Here is a 16,253-nt window from a genome sequence, read left to right as displayed (position 1 = left end):
TCAGCGCTCCTTTTTCAAAAATGTGAAGTCGTCGTTCCGATATACAGTGAAAAGCAGGATCACCGCGGCTGCGGCGGATCCGGTCACACAGATATCGGCCACATTGAAGATCGGAAAATGGATCAGAACGATGTAAAAGAAATCACGGACATATCCGTACAGGATCCGGTCGATCAGATTGCCGGCGGCTCCGGCAGTCAGAACGACGCAGACGGCGCGTAGCGCCCGGTAGCGCCGCGTGACGGGAAGACGCAGATAAACCCTGAGGACCGCGGCGGCAACGATCAGGGTGAGCAGAATAAAAAAGATCTGACCGTTCTGGAAGAGGCCGAAGGCCGCACCGCGGTTCTCAAGATAGCGCAGCTCGAAAACACCCGGGATCAGAACCAGCGCGCCGTTCCGGCCGGGAAAACGCACGGCAAGCCATTTTGTGACCTGGTCGGCCGAGATCAGAAGGATCAGCAGGATCAGATCGTGCAGCAGGATACGGCCCGCGGCCGGCCCGGGATGCTTTGTTGTTTCCGGATTCAAAGAACTGTCTCCTCTCTTTCTGACGGGGATGCGCAGTACTCTCTTTCCCGTCAGTCTGTCAGGACGGAACGGATGCCTGCGAGCAGCTCGCCGTCCGTGACATCGTCCGTGTAGAATGCTGAGCCCGGACTGCGGAGCAGAATAAAACGGATCTGGCCGTCGGACATCTTTTTATCCGATTTTGTGATCCTGAGCACGTCTTCCGCCCGGAGTCCGCTGACGGAGGAAGGGAGCCCGTAGTCATGAAGCGTGCGGATGATGTCCGTACGGTCCTCTTCACGGATCAGGCCACGGGAGATACTCATTGAGGCGGCGGCGGCCAGCCCGACCGCGACACATGCCCCGTGCATCATGGTGAAGCGGCACGCCTTCTCGACAGCATGACCGACGGTATGACCAAGATTGAGCAGAGCACGCCGTCCCTGTTCTGTAGGATCCTCTGTCACGATTTCCACCTTGATCTCCGCGGTGCGGCGGATCATCTCAAGAAGCAGCGCGGGATCGCGGGCGGCGATGCCGTCCCGGTTAGTCTGGAGCCAGCGGTAAAGCGCGGCGTCGCCGAGCAGCGCGCTTTTGATGACCTCTCCCATTCCGGACGCGAACTGGTCGTCGGGAAGGGCGGACAGCACGGATACATTGGTGTAAATGCATGCCGGCATATGGAACGCACCGATCATGTTCTTGTAACCGTCGAAATCAACGCCGGTTTTTCCTCCGATACTGGAGTCAACCTGAGCCAGCAGGGTTGTCGGGATCTGAACCACAGGGATGCCCCGGAGGTAAATGGCTGCGGCGAAGCCGCCCATGTCTCCTACCACACCGCCCCCGAGGGCAACGATGCAGTCTTTTCTGTCGAAATGACCGTCAATCATCGCGGCCAGCAGGCCCTTCACCGAATTGAGCGTCTTGTGCTCCTCTCCGGCTTCAAATTCGTAGACACTCACTTTGCAAAAGACGGATTCGAGACGTTCCCGCACCGCCTGGCCGAACAGCGCCAGAGTGTGGGTATCGCCGACCAGCATGGCACGGTGCCCGGCAAAAGGAAACGGCCGGAGCGCGTCAGGCAGTGCGTTGAATGAATCGTGAAAAAGAGGCTGAGTAACAGGATTGGTAGCGGTCATGTCGCCATCCTTTCTGGGTATGTGATTCCGGAATCGCTGCCTGGGCGGCAGAGAAACAAAAGAAAAGCATCAGGACGGGATTCATCCTGATGCTGCGGTATTCTCGTCCTGCGTCTTTCAGTAGCCTGCCTTCATGGAGGGCAGATCGAAGGCGCCGTCAATGATGCTCTGGTAGTCGCCGCTGATATCCACGTTCTCCGGCGTGAGAATGAAGATAAAGCCGGAAACTTTCTGCAGATTGCCGTGCAGGGAATAACAGACGCCGCATGTGAAATCGATGACCCGCTGGGCAATATCCACATCCATTCCTTCCAGATTCAGAACAACCGTGCTGCCGTCCATCAGTGCGTCCGCGATTTCTCTTGTATCCTCCATGGATGAGGGACGCAGTACATTGACATCCATCTGGGGCTCGCTGTTCTTTCGCCGGATCGGTGTCACCTTGGAGCGGCTCTTCGGCTGTTTCCGATCATCACGGCGAATCGGTCTTGCCTCCCGAACCGTTCTGGCAGTCGGATTCTGACGGGGCGGAACCGGTTTTCTCACCGGTGCTTTGTCCTCGGCAAAATCGTCTGTCTCTTCGTCATCCGGCTCGAAGCGGCGGAAAAACCGGCTCTTCGTCCTTGCGGGGGGCTCGTCCTCCTCGTCGAAGTCCTCGTCATCGGGATCCTCGTCATCGAGGAAATCATCCTCGTCCTCGTCGTCAAAGTCATCATTCAGCTTGATCGCGCCAAGGAACCTGTCAAGAAAACCCATCGCTCTCCCTGCCTGTGTTTATCTGCTGTAGTCTCGTGCGCCGAAAATCCGTGTCCCCACTCTGACACAGGTCGAACCCTCCTCCACAGCGACTGTAAAATCATCGGACATTCCCATGCTGAGCACATCTGTCTTTTCATTATTGATGCTTTGCCGATTGATGTCAACACTTAATTGACGGAGGCGGCGGAACACCGGCCGGTTTTCTTCCGGATCCTGCACGATCGGAGCGGATGTCATGAAGCCGCGGAGCTGCACATGGGAAAGGGAACGGATGTACCCGGCAAGTGACGGCTCCTCTTCCGGCGTGACGCCGAATTTGGTCGTCTCACCGGCGACGTTCACCTCGATCAGGACCGGAATGATACGGCCGGCTTTTGCCGCTTCCTTTTCGATGGTATCCGCCAGAGCACGGCTGTCCACGGAATGGATCAGCGCGACAAACGGGGCGATGTATTTGACCTTGTTGCGCTGAAGGTGGCCGATCATATGCCAGCGGATGTCCTTCGGCAGATGGGACTGCTTTTCGCAGAGCTCCTGCACATAGTTCTCTCCGAAATCCCGCTGCCCTGCCTCATAGAGGGCGCGGATGTCGGATTCCGGCTTTGTCTTGCTGACAGCAAGAAGAAGCACGTCATCCGGATTCCGGCCTGCCTTTTCCGCATGCGCACGTATCTCGCGGCGCACGGCTTCCAGATTTTCTGTTACCATTGTCTTCACCTTCTTTGGTTATGTGATGGAACGGGACACCGTCCGCCCGGGCGGCCGCCTGACGGAAACCGTCATCCTGCGGTGATCTGGGCGTTTTTTACGGAGGAGCCGTGTTCAACAATGTTGTCAAACCGGGCAATGCCGTATGCGGTTCCGCTCTCTACGATGCAGTAGTCCTCGTTCTTGTCGATGATGTTCACGCGCCGGAAGAGCGCATATCCGCGGTTCATACTGTAGACGCCCTCCAGCTCGGCCGTATCGCGGACAATGTACCGGTTGGAGGCGGACGTCTCATCCCGCACGATGATATCACCCGGAGAAAAATCGGAATCATCGACGTAATAGGCGCCGTTTTCGTGGGCGTAGATCGTGGGTCTGACCGGAGCGTAAGTCACTTTTCCGGTGCGGTCAGTCATCTGCCGGAGAAACGCGACGGTGCTGCCGCCGTCATCCGAGGCATAACCGTCCGGGATCGTGAAGAAAGAGCGCGTGACGACAGCGGAGACCGGAACCTTGAGTCCGACGGCCGTATTGGTCACGAGCTCGATTTCGATGTAGCGGTTGTCCAGATAACGGATCAGGCCGTTTGAGAAGTCAAGACGCCCGTACTGCGTTCCGTCATGCATCGTATGGATGGAGAACGAGGCGTTCTGTGACACGCCGTCCTTCAGAAACTTCACCTTCACATAGCTCAGATCAGCCAGACTGACAGCCTGCTTTGCCGTCAGAGGGAGAAGAAGGCTCCATTTCTCCGAGCGGATCAGCCGGTAGACAGGATCTCCGGTGGTGACGCCGGAGCCGGTCTTGATGGCCTTCAACCGGTATTCCTTCTCGTCGAAGACCGAGGAAGTCAGCTTCTTTTCATCGAGGTTTTCATATCCGTCGGTGGAGTAGCAGACAATCCCGTCCGACGGGGCCGTGTACAGTGTCTCGTCTCCCACTGTCAGAGAACCGGAGGAGGCGCCGGCATCGCCGGACAGCGCGGCGTTCAGGATCCGTCCTTCCACCTGATAACGGAGGGAATAGACGGTATGGAAATTGACCGGATCGAAGGTTTCGGAGAACTGCTTCATATCCGTCCGGATCGCGGAAAGGGTGGACTGATCCGGTGCGGCGGCGGAACCGGTCTTTTTCGTCGGACTCACGCCGTACACGACGCCTCCGCTGCGGACCTTCACGCCGTCCCGGGCGTAATAATCGATATAGCCGCCGGCTTCCGCGGAGACGAGCGTTTCATCATACAGAGCGACTCCGGTATATGTCTGGTTTTTCGCCAGCGGGCCGGAGGTAACGGTATAGGAGCTGACGTGGGTCCTGGTCATATAGAGGATGACGCTGCCGATGATATAGATAAAAAGAATGCCAAACACAACCGTTCCGATGTTCAGCGTGAAGAGACGCGGAAGACGGGGGCGACGGCGGTCTGGCACTCTTTTCCGTTCATTTTCTGAAGAAGGAATACGCATTACAGGCTGATCAGTACCTTATCCTGAAGCTCCTCCGGCAGTTCGCTCTTGTCAAGAGAGACAGAGATGACAAAATTGATGTTGAACATGGAGCTGACACGGTCGAGCTTGCGGACGGTATCTGTGATGTCCTTTCCCTCCAGCTTCGCGCATTTCATGAAGCCATCGAGGTACATGGACTGAATGTCGTGATCCTGAGAGATGATGCCGCTGACGAAGCCGACAAACTCATCCGGGTTCGAGATCGGATAAACGGAAACATCAATGAGACGGATCCGGTTGTTCAGCTCATACATATGCTGGCTGTCTTTGTCAAGAAATACAATATTTCCGGTTGCCGTCTTTATTTCTTCATTCACCTTGCTGAGAATTGCGGTTGTCTTGCCCTTACCCTTCTGTCCAATAATTAACTGAACCATTGGCGCTTACCTCCTTGCATGTACTCGTAGACTGCGTAAAAACGGGCATGTAATCTGTCATTAATTATAGGCGAAGCCTATGTAAAAAACAAGCAAAGATTCTCCTCTCCGCCTCCGCTCAGCTGTTGATGCAAGAAAGCAGCGAGAACTGATCCTGATACAGCTGGTCCTTCGACGGCGCATCCACGACGACGGAGATATAGAACTGTCCGTAGGCGTTCTGCGAGAGCAGCGCCAGACAGTTTCCGGCCGCGGCGGTCGTGCCGGTCTTGCCGCCGAGCACAGTTACATTCCGCGGGGGCTCGACTTCTCCCGTCAGAAAATGATCGGTGGAATCCAGCGTCACATGCATCTCGGTGCCGTCGGCGTTCTGATAGGTGAGATCATAGACCGGAACCTGGATGATGTTGACGAAATCGTCGTACTTCATCGCTTCGTTCAGCATCAGATAGATATCGTAGACCGTCGTGTAGTGATCGTCGTCATGGAGGCCTGTCGGATTCATGAAATGACTTCCGGTGCAGCCGAGCGTTTCCAGCTCCTCGTTCATCATTTTCACGAATTTTGCCTGCGTGCCTCCGACGGTGCGTGCGATCGCCTGGGCGGCATCGTTGCCGGAGTGGATCAGCATGCCGCGGAGAAGCTCGCTCATCCTGACCTTGTCTCCGATCCGGAAACCGACGACCTGTGAGCCGCTCTCGAGATCTACGTCCTGCCAGTTGATCGTCACCGTCTCATCCATCTTGTCCGATTTCAGCGCGAGGATCGCGGTCATGATCTTCGTGATGGAGGCCGGGTAGATTTTTTCGTACATTTCCTTCGCGTAGACGACCTTCCGGTCATCAAGGGAAAACAGGGCCGCCTTTTCGCTGTCTCCGACCGAAACGGCGTCATTGGCCACATTGTTTGCTCCGATGCAGAGGCTGGAGGTGAAGGACGTCTTCGACTGCATGGCGGTCTGTTCGCTGGTGTCATACACCATGCGGGCGTTGGTCCAGCGGTCCGGAATCGTCAGTGAAGAGGAACTGCCGCTCAGAAGGAACACGAGTATGACGACGGCGGCCAGCACAACCGCGAGAAGACCGGCCAGCGTGATCAGCCACAGCCGTTTGTCTTCCCGCTTCCCCTGTGTGCGCGGATCAATCGGCGTGTGCGCCGGACGGCGGAACAGCTTCACCATGATCTCACTCTCCTTCCGTTATACCGGCCGTCGCGTTCCCGCTGAAGGCTGCCGCGGTACATCCGCTCCGGCATGCGCTCGAAGCGGACGCGTCCCTGAAGACCGACGTTGAGGACAAGACCCATGCCGATGAAGAGCGAGAGCAGCGAAGTCAGACCGTAGCTCACAAACGGGAGCGGCGTCCCCGTGTTGGGAAGGATTCTCGTGACAACGCCGATGTTGATGAAGCTCTGGATCGACACCAGAGCGCCCATCCCGCAGCAGATGAGCCGTCCTGCGAGGTCTTTGGCCTTCGCCGCTGTGATCAGACACTCCAGCACGACCAGAAGGAGGAGGATGACAATTCCGGCACTTCCGAGGAACCCCAGCTCCTCTCCCGCTACGGCGAAGATGAAGTCCGTGTCAATTTCGGCGATGAACTTGCCCTTGTTGGCCGAATCCACATCCGAATTGTTGAGCCCCTTGCCGGTCAGCTGACCGCTTCCGATGGCGACGACCGAGTTGTTCTGCTGCGTCGTGTCGTCCGTGTACTCCTCGCTGTCCGGGTTGAGGAAGGCCATGATCCGCTTGCGCTGATAATCCTTGATCAGCGTCTGGTCGGGCTGGACGACAATGGACATGAAGATCGCCCCGAGCGGGATGATGACGGCGAGCACGATGGCGATGTATCGGACGCTGAGACCGGCGATGAAGTAGAGGATTGTGAACAGGATCAGGATGGTGATCGTGTTCTTGAGGTCCGGCTGGGCAAAGATCAGCGCAAGCGGAACCGTGATCAGAACCAGTGTGCGAAGCAGAACGGAGAAACGGTTCAGATCGTTCTCATGGTCAAGAAAATACCGCGCGAAGAACAGAATCAGAATAATTTTTGACAGCTCAACGGGCTGGAAGCGGAAGCCGCCGATGTTGATCCAGCGCGTCGCTCCGTGGCTGCTGTGCCCTGTCAGACGGACCGCAGCCAGAATCGCCAGGTTCAGGAAATAGAGAACCCACGAGAAGTTCAGAAGCCACGAGTAGTCGATCAGGGAAAGGACGATCATGAGGGTGCAGCCGGCGATCATACCGGCTAACTGCCTTGTCTGAAGCGCGGCGTCGGCGGAGCCGACGAGCAGCACGCCGATGGCCGACAGCGTGACGAGCCACAGAACCAGTCTGAAATCGTAATCCCGCAAACGGTATTGTCTGAGCATGAAATCCTCTCTTCCTTCGTGATGACAAACCCAGGTGCTGACACAGGTACTGAGCAGGCCGGGCGAAACCGCGCCCGGGCCTGAAGGCCGGTCCGGGCGAATGAAGCGTCCGCCTGTCAGTCGACGTTGGCGGAACTAAGGGAATCGTTCTTTGCCTTGCCGGTGATAATTTCGCTGGTATCGGCCAGCTTGAAGTAATACTGCAGAATATCCCTCGCCGTCAGCAGACAGTTGGTCGAAGAGTAGCCGTTTCCGATCCGGATCGCCATCGCGATCTGCGGCTTGTCGTAAGGAGCGTAGCAGATGAACAGCGCATGAGACGGACGAGACTTGCTTTCCTGGGCGGTTCCGGTCTTGCCGGCTACCTCGACGCCAAGATTCGTGTAGTCCGGCTTGCTCTCGATCACGGCTCTCATGCCTTCATGGATGATGTCCCAGGTCGAGCTGCTGATGGAAAGCTGGGACTCCACCGAGGGCGAATAATCCTTGATGACATTGCCCTCCGCGTCGGTGGTCTTGTCGATCATGGAAAGATTGTAGCTCGTGCCGCTATTGGCCAGCGTCGTGACGTACCGCGCCAGCTGCGTCGTGGTGTAGGCATGCGTACCCTGTCCGATCGAGGACTGGATCGCATACTGGTCGGACACCTGAGGATCGTTCTCCGGCACCTCGATGCCGGAAGGCTTGTCCATATTATAAAGCTTCGCGTACTGCTGCAGTTTGCTCAGGGACAGCGAGTCGGACCAATTGCCTTCCTCGTTGAGACCCAGCTGGTAGGCCACATTGCAGAAGAACACATTGCAGGAGTTCTGGATTCCGCCGATGATGTTGAGCGGGCCGTGTCCGGTCGTGAGCCAGCATTTCAGCGGCGTCTCCGTGAGATCGAAGGTGCCGGTGCAGTTGAAGATCGTATCCTTCGTGATGACCTTTTCCTCAAGCCCGGCTGTGGTAGTGATCAGCTTGAACGTCGATCCGGGCGCCGTCTCCTGCTGCGTCGCCTTGTTGTAGAACGGGCCGGACTTGTCGGCCGCCAGCTTGTTGTAGTAGCTGACATCCATCGTGTTGGCAAGCCGGTTGTTGTCGTAGCCCGGATAGGAGACGCAGGCGAGAATTTCGCCTGTGTTGGGGTCGGTGACCACAGCCGATCCGGAGCAGGGATCAAGAGCCAGCATGGCGGGCGTCAGCTCCAGATCATCGATTTTCTTCAGAACAACCGAGTAGGCGGAAGAAGCGTCTGCCTGCAGCTCATCCAGCGTGCCGTCGCTGTTGCTCAGGATTCCCTGGTCATACAGCGCCTCCAGCACCAGCGCCCCGCTCAGCGTCTTGCTGTCGATCAGATACTTGTAGAGAATCTTGGAAAATGCCGTGTCGGTCGCAAGGTACGTCCGAATATATTCGCTGAGTTTCTGATATGTCTCCTCGGAATCCATATAGGTTTCATCCGAATTGATCGCGGAGATATTGATCCAGTTCCGGCTGGCCGCATAGGTCAGATAATCCTTGAGAGATATCGTCTCATCGCGGGTCCACGCGAGATAAGTGGCGTCCGTCTTGTCGATTTTCGAGCTGTCGAGAATGCCGGTCTTCGCTGTCAGCAGATCATTGATGATATAGGATTCATATTCCTTCATCTCGTCGCTGAGCTGATTGTACGGCGTCGGAGCGGAACCGGTTAGCTGATCGCTCAGCGAGGAGAAGACCTCACTCTGCTTTTGCGTGAAAATACTGTAAATCTGACTCTCGCTCGAAGTCGCGTTCGGGGCGGACAGCTGCGAAAGATCCAGCACGCCGTTCTCGATGATGGCGTCGTAGACATCCGTCACCGGCACACGGATGTTGGCCGTATCCGTGACGCCCGAGGTGTCGAAGGTATCCGCGTCAATGATGACGGTCTCAAGGATGCCGGCGATCCGCTGTTCAAGAATCTTGTAAATCGCGTTCTGAAGGTCGGAGTCGATGGTCAGATAGACGTTGCCTCCCGCGGTGGGCTGGATCGTCTTGCTCTCGTCCTGCTCCAGCACCTTGCCGAACCGGTCCACATAGACGGTCTCCTGTCCGTCACTTCCCTGCAGCGTGCTCTCGCATACTTTTTCAATACCGGATTTACCGACGATCGACTCGCTTGTGTAGCTTGAATCAGAGGACTGAAGCTCGGCGAGATCCTCGCTCGAAACTTTGCCGATATAGCCGATCAGTGAGGCGAAGGGAACCGCGTTGGAGTAGACGCGGGTGGTGTCCTCCACGATCTCGATGCCCTCCAGAGAATTCTTTTCCTCGTTGAGGGCTGCCACGGACTGGTCGGACAGCCGGCGCGCGATCGTCACCGGCATGTATTTTCGGTACTGCGTGGTGAAAAGCTGGTAGCGGACATAGATGATGTTCAGCGTATCCTCAGGGGACAGTGTCTCCGGAAGGCCTGCTTTTTTCAGCTCCTCCGCCGTGTACGGCTTGTCGGAGCGGACCAGTCCGAAACGTTTCTTCCCGCTCAGGGTCTGGATCATCTGGTCAGCCGTGGACTGGGCCTGTTCCTCTGTCATGTCGTTGATCTTGGCGCAGCCGTAGACGTCCGCCTTGAAGCGCTGGAGCGTGCGGCCGTCGACGTCATAGGTGTACTGACCGTTTTTGCCCAGCACCACATGAAAGTCATTGTCAAGCGAGTCGCCGTGCTCTGAGAGAATCTTTGCGATCCGGTAGGCCTCGCCGTTGAGGGAAAGATCCCGCTGCCTGTATGTGTCATAGCTGCCCGAGTCCTCCAGTGTCAGACTGTAGGAAAGCTTGTTGTAGGCAAGCACCTTTCCGTTCCGGTCATAGATGTTGCCGCGGGTGCTCTTCAGCGTGCGGGTCTTGGTCGTCTTGATGCTGAAATTTGTCCGGTAGCTCTCCCCGTTGATGATCTGCAGATCATAGAGCCGATGAATCAGAATCCCCGAAAGAAGCGCGCAGACGACGCCGAGTATGATGATCCGGGTATACCGGAAATGACGGAGAGGATGCCTTTTCATTCCCTTATCCATAGAGACTGCCTGCCTTTCTTCTCCTTTTCTGTCAGCGAGTGATTGATTCTGTAGAAGAGCCGGTACAGGATGATCGTCAGAAGAAGCGTCGCGACGACATCCGGAACCATCACCGCCTTCAGGTAGCCGGCGAAATGAAGCCGGCCGCGCAGAAGAAACCTGGAGAAATAGACGACAAGGTTGAAGAAGGCGTCGCAGCCGCCGGTCAGCAGCAGGGGCACCTTGATGTCCTCATCGAAGTAGATTTTGCTGAAGCGTCCGCAGAAATAACCGCAGAGCATGTAGAGCAGCGCGTAAAAACCGAAGAGGCCGCCGTAGCAGATGTCATAAAGAAGACCGCAGGCGAAGCCGGTCAGAAGCCCTTCCGTCCGCCCCTGCATGAAGCCGATGGAGACGGTGAGAATCATCATCAGATTCGGCGTGGCGGACAGGAAACGGAACGTACTGAAGACGGTCGTCTGAAGAATAAAGCAGATCCACAGCATCAGCGCGATGATCAGTTTTCTCTTCACTTACGAATTCTCCTTTGTCTGTTTGAGATCCGTGATGATCAGAACCTCGCGGAGACCGCGGAAGTCGGCAGCCGGGATCAGTGTGCCGGATTTGGTGAGGTTATTGGAATCCAGCGAAATTTCGCTGACATAGCCGATCAGAAGTCCGGGCAGATACTTGTCGCTGATGTTGGATGTCACAAGAGACGTTCCCTCCGTGACGGCGTTGTCGCTGTCGCGAAGACCGCTGAAATCGATCTTTCCGTTTTCCATATCCAGCAGATTGCCCGTGACCGTGCAGGGCTCCGACGTGTTCGACGCCATCGCGCTGACGTTGCTGTCGTCATCGATGATAGAGCGGATCTGCGCCCAGTTCTGTCCCACTTCGGTTACAATGCCGATCAGACCGCCCTGACCGAGTACGTTCATGTCTGCCGCGATGCCGTCCTTCGATCCTTTGTTGACCACGAAGGTGCTGTACCAGTTCCCCGGGTCCTTCGAGATGACTTCTGCGGCGACCTTTGTGTAATCGCTGTATTTCTTGTCAAGATTGTAGAGCGACTGAAGACGGGTCAGCTCGCCTTCCTTCTGAAGCAGATCATTGTTCTCCTGCGTCAGTTCGGAGACCTGCTTTTTCAGGGTCTCGTTTTCCCTGGTCAGCTTCTGCGCGCTGCTGAATCCGGAAAATGCCGTTCCGAGCCATTTGCCGACGCTGTTCATCCCGTTCTGGAACGGCGTCACCACATAGCCTGCCGCCGTGCGGACCGGTGCGGATACGCCCGGCATGGTCATCGTGATCAGGATGAGCCCGACGCAGATGATCGACATCACCGCGAGAAAATGACTGCTGCTCATATGTGGTCTGAATTTTTTCATGATCCCTTTTCCTTCAGTGCGTAAGCCCATTTGCGGAGATCTTTGTGAAGAATCAGCTCCTCGAGCCCTTTTACCGTGCTGAACTCATAATCCGACGAACGGACGATCCGGCAGCCGATGTGGCGGCTCAGGTACCGGTCGATGCCGGGCATCCGGGCGGTTCCGCCAGTCAGGTGGATGCCCTCGTCCATGATGCAGCGCGTAATCTGCGGCGGTGTCCTCTCGAGAAACTGGCGCATCGCCGCCGCACCCTTTGAAAGCTCCCGGTCAACGGCCCGTGTGACCAGATCCGCTGTGATGATTTCCTCCCGGGGGAGGCCGGTCAGCGTATCGATCCCCGTCACCTTTCTGGCCTCTCCGATTCCGCGCTGCTCGAAGGAGGCAAGCACGGCCTTCAGCCGGCGGGCCGTCCTGTGTCCGATCAGCAGGTTCTTCTCTCTTCTGATCTCATTCATGATGCTGTCGCTCAGCTGCTCCCCTCCGACCGGAAGAGAGTCGCTGACAATGATCTGCTCGTTCGCGACAACGGAAACCTCCGTGGTCTGCGCGCCGATATCGAGGATCATGCTGCCCCTGGTACGGATCAGCGGGATGCCCAGCGAAATCGCGTCGCAGATCGGACGATCGACGAGAAACACCTTCGGATGGCCGAGACGGCCGGTGCTGCTGATGGAATAGTACGCTCTTTTTTCGATCTCCGACATATTCACGGGCGCCGAGAAATAGATGACAGGATGGCTTCCGGCGTGACGGTCCGCTTTTCGAAGAAGGATGAGGAGGAGCATCTCCACCTCATCCACGTCAGCGATCCGTCCGCTTTCCATCGGTCTGTCAACGGAGATGCAGGGCGGGTTCTTTTCATACATCTCAAAGGCGTCGTTGCCGGCGGCGATGACCTGAGAGCCGTTCCGGACCGCGATCCGGTCGTGCTCGATCATCAGGCGCGCTTTCCTGAGACTGTAGATTTTCACGGCGCTGGTGCCAAGATCAACGCCAAATACATTTTTACTGAACATATACACTCCCGGGCTTAAGCAGCCCGTTTTCGCTGAAGCTGATGTAGCGGCCGTCTCCGATGATGATATGGTCGAGCAGATGAATATCAAGAAGCCGGCCGGCCGCGGCGACCCTTTCCGTCAGCTCAATATCCGCCTCGCTGGGGGACGGATCGCCGCCCGGGTGATTATGCACCAGAAGGATGGCGACAGCGCGGCATTTGACCGCGCAGAGAAAAATATCCCTGGTGGAGATCAGGGACGCGTTGACCGTTCCGCGGGTGAGACGCTCGTCCCCGATAAAGTGATTTCTGGAGTCCAGCATCAGACAGATCACATTTTCCTGCGTGTCCTGTCGGAGCTGTTCCATATAGTAGCTGGCCACAGCGGCTGGATTTTCCGCCGTCATCATCCGCCCGGCCTTGCGGCAGGCGATCCGGACCGCCATCTCGGCGATCACGGTCAGCTGGACAGCCTTTACCTCTCCGATGCCCGGAATCTGCATGAACTCTTCCGCGGACAGACGCCCGAGTCCCCCGAGCCCTGCCTCACAGCCCGGCAGATGCAGAATCTGATCCGCCAGCTGTTCCGCAGGCACACCCGGGACACCGGTGCGCAGGATGACCGCCAGAAGCTCCGCATCCGTGAGAGATGAAGGGCCAAGGGCACGGCATTTTTCATACGGACGCATCGTATCCGCGCGTCCGTCCAACATCAGATGCTTCATATTCCGCTCTCTTTCTCCATCTCAGGTATGCCGGCGAAATCGAGCGAGTCTATTCTACACTATTCGGATAGTCGATGCAAGCGCGTCGGAGGGGGACTGTTTTCGATCGTGACGGCCGGTTCAGACCGGGCCGCTCACTCCCCGGGCGGCCGCTTTTCCGGCCAGTATGCCGCTGATCCATGCAAACGTAAGGTTGAAGCCGCCGCAGTGTCCGACCGGCTCCAGCAGCTCTCCGGTCAGATAGAGTCCCGGAACCGTGCGGACCATCATCGTGTCAGGGCAGACAGCCGATGTTCGGATTCCGCCTCTCGCAGCCTGGGATTCCGGAAGAGAGCCTGTGCCGACAACCGGGATCGTCCATCCTCCGAGAAGCTGCGGCAGCGCAGTCAGAGGATGCGCTTCGCGGACGAGAACCGAAGCCAGTCTTTCCGGGATCAGCCCGTTCAGAAAAAGGCGCAGGCGGTTTTCCGCTCCCGGCCGGTGCGCTTCCGCCTCCGCGGAAAGCTCCGCAAGGCGCAGGACAAGAGCCTGCCGGTCCGGCAGGCCGTCCAGAAGGTCGAGACGGACCGCCGTCCGCCGTCCTTCCGAGAGAGCCCATCCGGCGCGGATGCTGAGATTGAAAACGGGGATGCCGGAAAGACCTTTCCGGCCGAACTGGATCTGGCCGCTCTCCGCCTGTACATCCCTTCCGTCCACAAGGAGTGCGGCCTGCGCCCGGGCGCGGGCGCCCGCCCATCCGGCGCACAGACTGTGATCGGTCCTCAGAGGAACGAGCGCCGGGGAAAAGGGCTCGGAAGGCAGGCTGAATGCGTGAAGCAGTCCGGAACTGTCGTCTGTACCGGCCGGCAGTCCGGCCGGCGAGCCGGTCGAGACGATGACGGCGTCGGAACGGTAAGACCAGGTATCCGTACGGACCTCGAACCGCCCGTCCGGAAGTCTCTTAAGGGCGCGGGCGCTTTCGCTGAGCCGGATCCGGACGCCGAGGGAGGACGCCCGCGCCAGCAGCGCGCCCGAGACGGCATGCGCCTCCTCACTGGCCGGGTAGTACCATCCGCTGAAGGAACGGGTCGGGATTCCGAGATCTGAGAAAAAGGAAAGCAGCTCCTGGAGCGGATGCGCATCGGTTACGGCTTCGGCGAAGCCGGCGTCGGATCCCTCGTAACGCCCGGGAAGATCGGACGCGTTGGCAAGATTGCAGCGGCCGTTTCCGGTCCGGAGAAGCTTCGAAGCGGGCTTTTTCTCCCGCTCCAGCACGGTGACGCGGCAGTAAGGGGCCGCCGTGACCGCAGCGGCGAGCCCGGAAGCCCCGGCGCCGATGATCAGTATCTCGCGCATATGCATCTCCTTTCGAGGACGGCTGCTCCAAAACGAAGGCAGATTCTCCCGCGTCTTCGTTTTCAGTCGGACGCTGGACCGATATCCGGTATTTTCACGAGTCCGGCGTCTTTCATGGACTGCAGAGACATCAGAATTCCCAGCTTCGCGGACGGCCAGGTCAGACCGCCCTGGAAGAAAACGTTATAGGGAGGACGGATCGGGCCATCCGCGCTGAGCTCGATGCTGGATCCCTCCACAAAGGCTCCGGCTGCCATAATCACGGGATCATCGTACCCGGGCATATCCCATGGCTCCGGCGTGACGAAGGAATCCACCGGCGCGCCCTTCTGGATTCCCCGGCAGAACGCGATCACCGCCTCCGGTGAACCGAGGGTGATCGCCTCGATGATATCGTGCCGGTCCTCTCCGCTTCCGGGAAGCACCTTGAATCCGAGACGTTCGTAGAGCGCGGAGGCAAAAACGGCGCCTTTGACAGCCGCCGCCGTCACGACAGGAGCAAGAAAGAATCCTTCGTAGAAGGAAGTGTTGAGGCTGAGCGAAGGACCGATCTCGGCGCCGAGCCCCGGACAGGTCATCCGCCATGAGGCGCGGTCGATGCAGGCTTTTGTTCCGCAGATGTAGCCGCCGCTCGGCGCGAGTCCTCCACCGGGATTCTTGATCAGCGAGCCGACGACCATGTCCGCGCCGACATCCGAGGGCTCCTGCTCTTCGACAAATTCTCCGTAGCAGTTGTCGACCATGACGATCAGATCAGACCGGACGGCCTTCACGCAGGCGACCGCCTCACCGATCTGATTCACGGACAGCGTCGGCCGGGCGGCATAGCCCTTGGAGCGCTGGATGGCCACAATCCGTGTCCGATCCGTGATGGCTTTTCGGATGCCGTTGAGATCAAAGGATCCGTCGGGCAGCAGATCGACCTGGCCGTATGTCACGCCGAACTCCGCCAGCGATCCGGCGGAGGGCCGGATGCCGATGACCTCCTCCAGCGTGTCATAGGGCTGGCCTGTGATGTAAAGGATCTGATCGCCTGGCCGCGTGTTGCCGGCCAGCGCGATCGCGAGTGCGTGCGTTCCGCAGGAAATCAGAGGCCGGACGAGTGCGGCCTCCGTGTGGAAGGTTTTCGCGTAGACTTCCTCCAGCTTGTCCCGTCCGAGATCGTTGTAGCCGTAGCCGGTGGTTCCGCTGAGACACGCCTCGCTGACCTGAGCGCTCTGAAAGGCGTGAATGACCTTCAGCTGATTGATCTCGGCGGTGTCGTCGATTGCGGCAAAGCGGCCGCGAAGCGGCACAAGCACCTGTTCCCCGAACCGTGCGACATCCGCGGAAATTCCGCAGGCTTCATACTGACTGATTTTTCTGTCCATCGTGTGTGATCTTTCCTTTTTATCTTGGCGGAGACAGCATGGCCGTCTCTCTTTCCGCAGTCCGGGGAAAT

Annotated in this window: 15 protein-coding genes; all 15 read right to left on the bottom strand. The window is 57.8% G+C overall.

From position 1 onward, the window contains the following. Entirely contained in the window at nt 1-531 is a 531-nt protein-coding gene (gene lspA / locus G4C92_RS00335; RefSeq protein ID WP_274940650.1) for a signal peptidase II, read from the bottom strand. Nucleotides 532-581: 50 nt separating this feature from the next. Continuing rightward, nucleotides 582-1,652 (bottom strand): 3-dehydroquinate synthase, encoded by a 1,071-nt coding sequence (aroB, locus tag G4C92_RS00330; protein ID WP_274940649.1) that lies wholly within the window; start codon nt 1,650-1,652, stop codon nt 582-584. Between the two features lie 117 nt (nt 1,653-1,769). Continuing rightward, a complete protein-coding gene (locus G4C92_RS00325) occupies nt 1,770-2,408 on the bottom strand; it encodes a cell division protein SepF (RefSeq protein ID WP_274940648.1) in 639 nt (212 codons plus the stop codon). Nucleotides 2,409-2,426: 18 nt separating this feature from the next. Beyond that, nucleotides 2,427-3,119, bottom strand: a complete 693-nt coding sequence (locus tag G4C92_RS00320; protein ID WP_274940647.1) for a YggS family pyridoxal phosphate-dependent enzyme — start codon at nt 3,117-3,119, stop codon at nt 2,427-2,429. Between the two features lie 71 nt (nt 3,120-3,190). Next, nucleotides 3,191-4,549 (bottom strand): HlyD family efflux transporter periplasmic adaptor subunit, encoded by a 1,359-nt coding sequence (locus tag G4C92_RS00315; protein ID WP_274940646.1) that lies wholly within the window; start codon nt 4,547-4,549, stop codon nt 3,191-3,193. 35 nt (nt 4,550-4,584) lie between these two features. Then, entirely contained in the window at nt 4,585-5,004 is a 420-nt protein-coding gene (locus G4C92_RS00310) for a twitching motility protein PilT (RefSeq protein ID WP_274940645.1), read from the bottom strand. Between the two features lie 118 nt (nt 5,005-5,122). After that, nucleotides 5,123-6,184, bottom strand: coding sequence for a D-alanyl-D-alanine carboxypeptidase family protein (locus tag G4C92_RS00305; protein ID WP_274940644.1), 1,062 nt, complete (start codon nt 6,182-6,184; stop codon nt 5,123-5,125). Continuing rightward, complete coding sequence (locus G4C92_RS00300) at nt 6,178-7,374, bottom strand: FtsW/RodA/SpoVE family cell cycle protein (RefSeq protein ID WP_274940643.1); 1,197 nt, start codon at nt 7,372-7,374, stop codon at nt 6,178-6,180. Before G4C92_RS00300 ends, G4C92_RS00305 begins: the two co-directional genes overlap by 7 nt. 116 nt (nt 7,375-7,490) lie before the next feature. Next, nucleotides 7,491-10,388 (bottom strand): penicillin-binding transpeptidase domain-containing protein, encoded by a 2,898-nt coding sequence (locus G4C92_RS00295; RefSeq protein ID WP_274940642.1) that lies wholly within the window; start codon nt 10,386-10,388, stop codon nt 7,491-7,493. Then, nucleotides 10,373-10,900, bottom strand: coding sequence for a rod shape-determining protein MreD (gene mreD, locus G4C92_RS00290; protein WP_274940641.1), 528 nt, complete (start codon nt 10,898-10,900; stop codon nt 10,373-10,375). Before mreD ends, G4C92_RS00295 begins: the two co-directional genes overlap by 16 nt. After that, complete coding sequence (gene mreC / locus G4C92_RS00285; protein ID WP_274940640.1) at nt 10,901-11,734, bottom strand: rod shape-determining protein MreC; 834 nt, start codon at nt 11,732-11,734, stop codon at nt 10,901-10,903. A gap of 17 nt (nt 11,735-11,751) precedes the next feature. Continuing rightward, entirely contained in the window at nt 11,752-12,771 is a 1,020-nt protein-coding gene (locus tag G4C92_RS00280; protein ID WP_274940639.1) for a rod shape-determining protein, read from the bottom strand. Next, nucleotides 12,761-13,477 (bottom strand): RadC family protein, encoded by a 717-nt coding sequence (gene radC / locus G4C92_RS00275; protein WP_274940638.1) that lies wholly within the window; start codon nt 13,475-13,477, stop codon nt 12,761-12,763. The genes G4C92_RS00280 and radC overlap by 11 nt, the downstream gene beginning before the upstream one ends. Before the next feature lie 120 nt (nt 13,478-13,597). After that, a complete protein-coding gene (locus G4C92_RS00270; RefSeq protein WP_274940637.1) occupies nt 13,598-14,812 on the bottom strand; it encodes an aminoacetone oxidase family FAD-binding enzyme in 1,215 nt (404 codons plus the stop codon). Nucleotides 14,813-14,874: 62 nt separating this feature from the next. Then, nucleotides 14,875-16,182 (bottom strand): methionine gamma-lyase family protein, encoded by a 1,308-nt coding sequence (locus tag G4C92_RS00265; RefSeq protein ID WP_274940636.1) that lies wholly within the window; start codon nt 16,180-16,182, stop codon nt 14,875-14,877. Between the last annotated feature and the right edge of the window lie 71 nt (nt 16,183-16,253).

The organism is Chordicoccus furentiruminis, from assembly GCF_019355395.1.
Lineage (GTDB): Bacteria > Bacillota > Clostridia > Lachnospirales > Lachnospiraceae > Chordicoccus > Chordicoccus furentiruminis.
The sequence above is the reverse complement of the archived record's forward strand: the minus strand, read 5'-3'. Positions and strand labels throughout refer to the sequence as shown.

Excerpts from the sequence above, each read along its gene's own strand:
- G4C92_RS00295 (WP_274940642.1), bottom strand. The coding sequence starts at position 10,388 with ATGGATAAGGGAATGAAAAGGCATCCTCTCCGTCATTTCCGGTATACC.
- G4C92_RS00305 (WP_274940644.1), bottom strand. The coding sequence starts at position 6,184 with ATGGTGAAGCTGTTCCGCCGTCCGGCGCACACGCCGATTGATCCGCGC.
- G4C92_RS00325 (WP_274940648.1), bottom strand. The coding sequence starts at position 2,408 with ATGGGTTTTCTTGACAGGTTCCTTGGCGCGATCAAGCTGAATGATGAC.
- G4C92_RS00300 (WP_274940643.1), bottom strand. The coding sequence starts at position 7,374 with ATGCTCAGACAATACCGTTTGCGGGATTACGATTTCAGACTGGTTCTG.
- radC (WP_274940638.1), bottom strand. The coding sequence starts at position 13,477 with ATGAAGCATCTGATGTTGGACGGACGCGCGGATACGATGCGTCCGTAT.
- G4C92_RS00270 (WP_274940637.1), bottom strand. The coding sequence starts at position 14,812 with ATGCGCGAGATACTGATCATCGGCGCCGGGGCTTCCGGGCTCGCCGCT.
- G4C92_RS00280 (WP_274940639.1), bottom strand. The coding sequence starts at position 12,771 with ATGTTCAGTAAAAATGTATTTGGCGTTGATCTTGGCACCAGCGCCGTG.
- aroB (WP_274940649.1), bottom strand. The coding sequence starts at position 1,652 with ATGACCGCTACCAATCCTGTTACTCAGCCTCTTTTTCACGATTCATTC.
- G4C92_RS00320 (WP_274940647.1), bottom strand. The coding sequence starts at position 3,119 with ATGGTAACAGAAAATCTGGAAGCCGTGCGCCGCGAGATACGTGCGCAT.
- G4C92_RS00265 (WP_274940636.1), bottom strand. The coding sequence starts at position 16,182 with ATGGACAGAAAAATCAGTCAGTATGAAGCCTGCGGAATTTCCGCGGAT.
- G4C92_RS00310 (WP_274940645.1), bottom strand. The coding sequence starts at position 5,004 with ATGGTTCAGTTAATTATTGGACAGAAGGGTAAGGGCAAGACAACCGCA.
- mreC (WP_274940640.1), bottom strand. The coding sequence starts at position 11,734 with ATGAGCAGCAGTCATTTTCTCGCGGTGATGTCGATCATCTGCGTCGGG.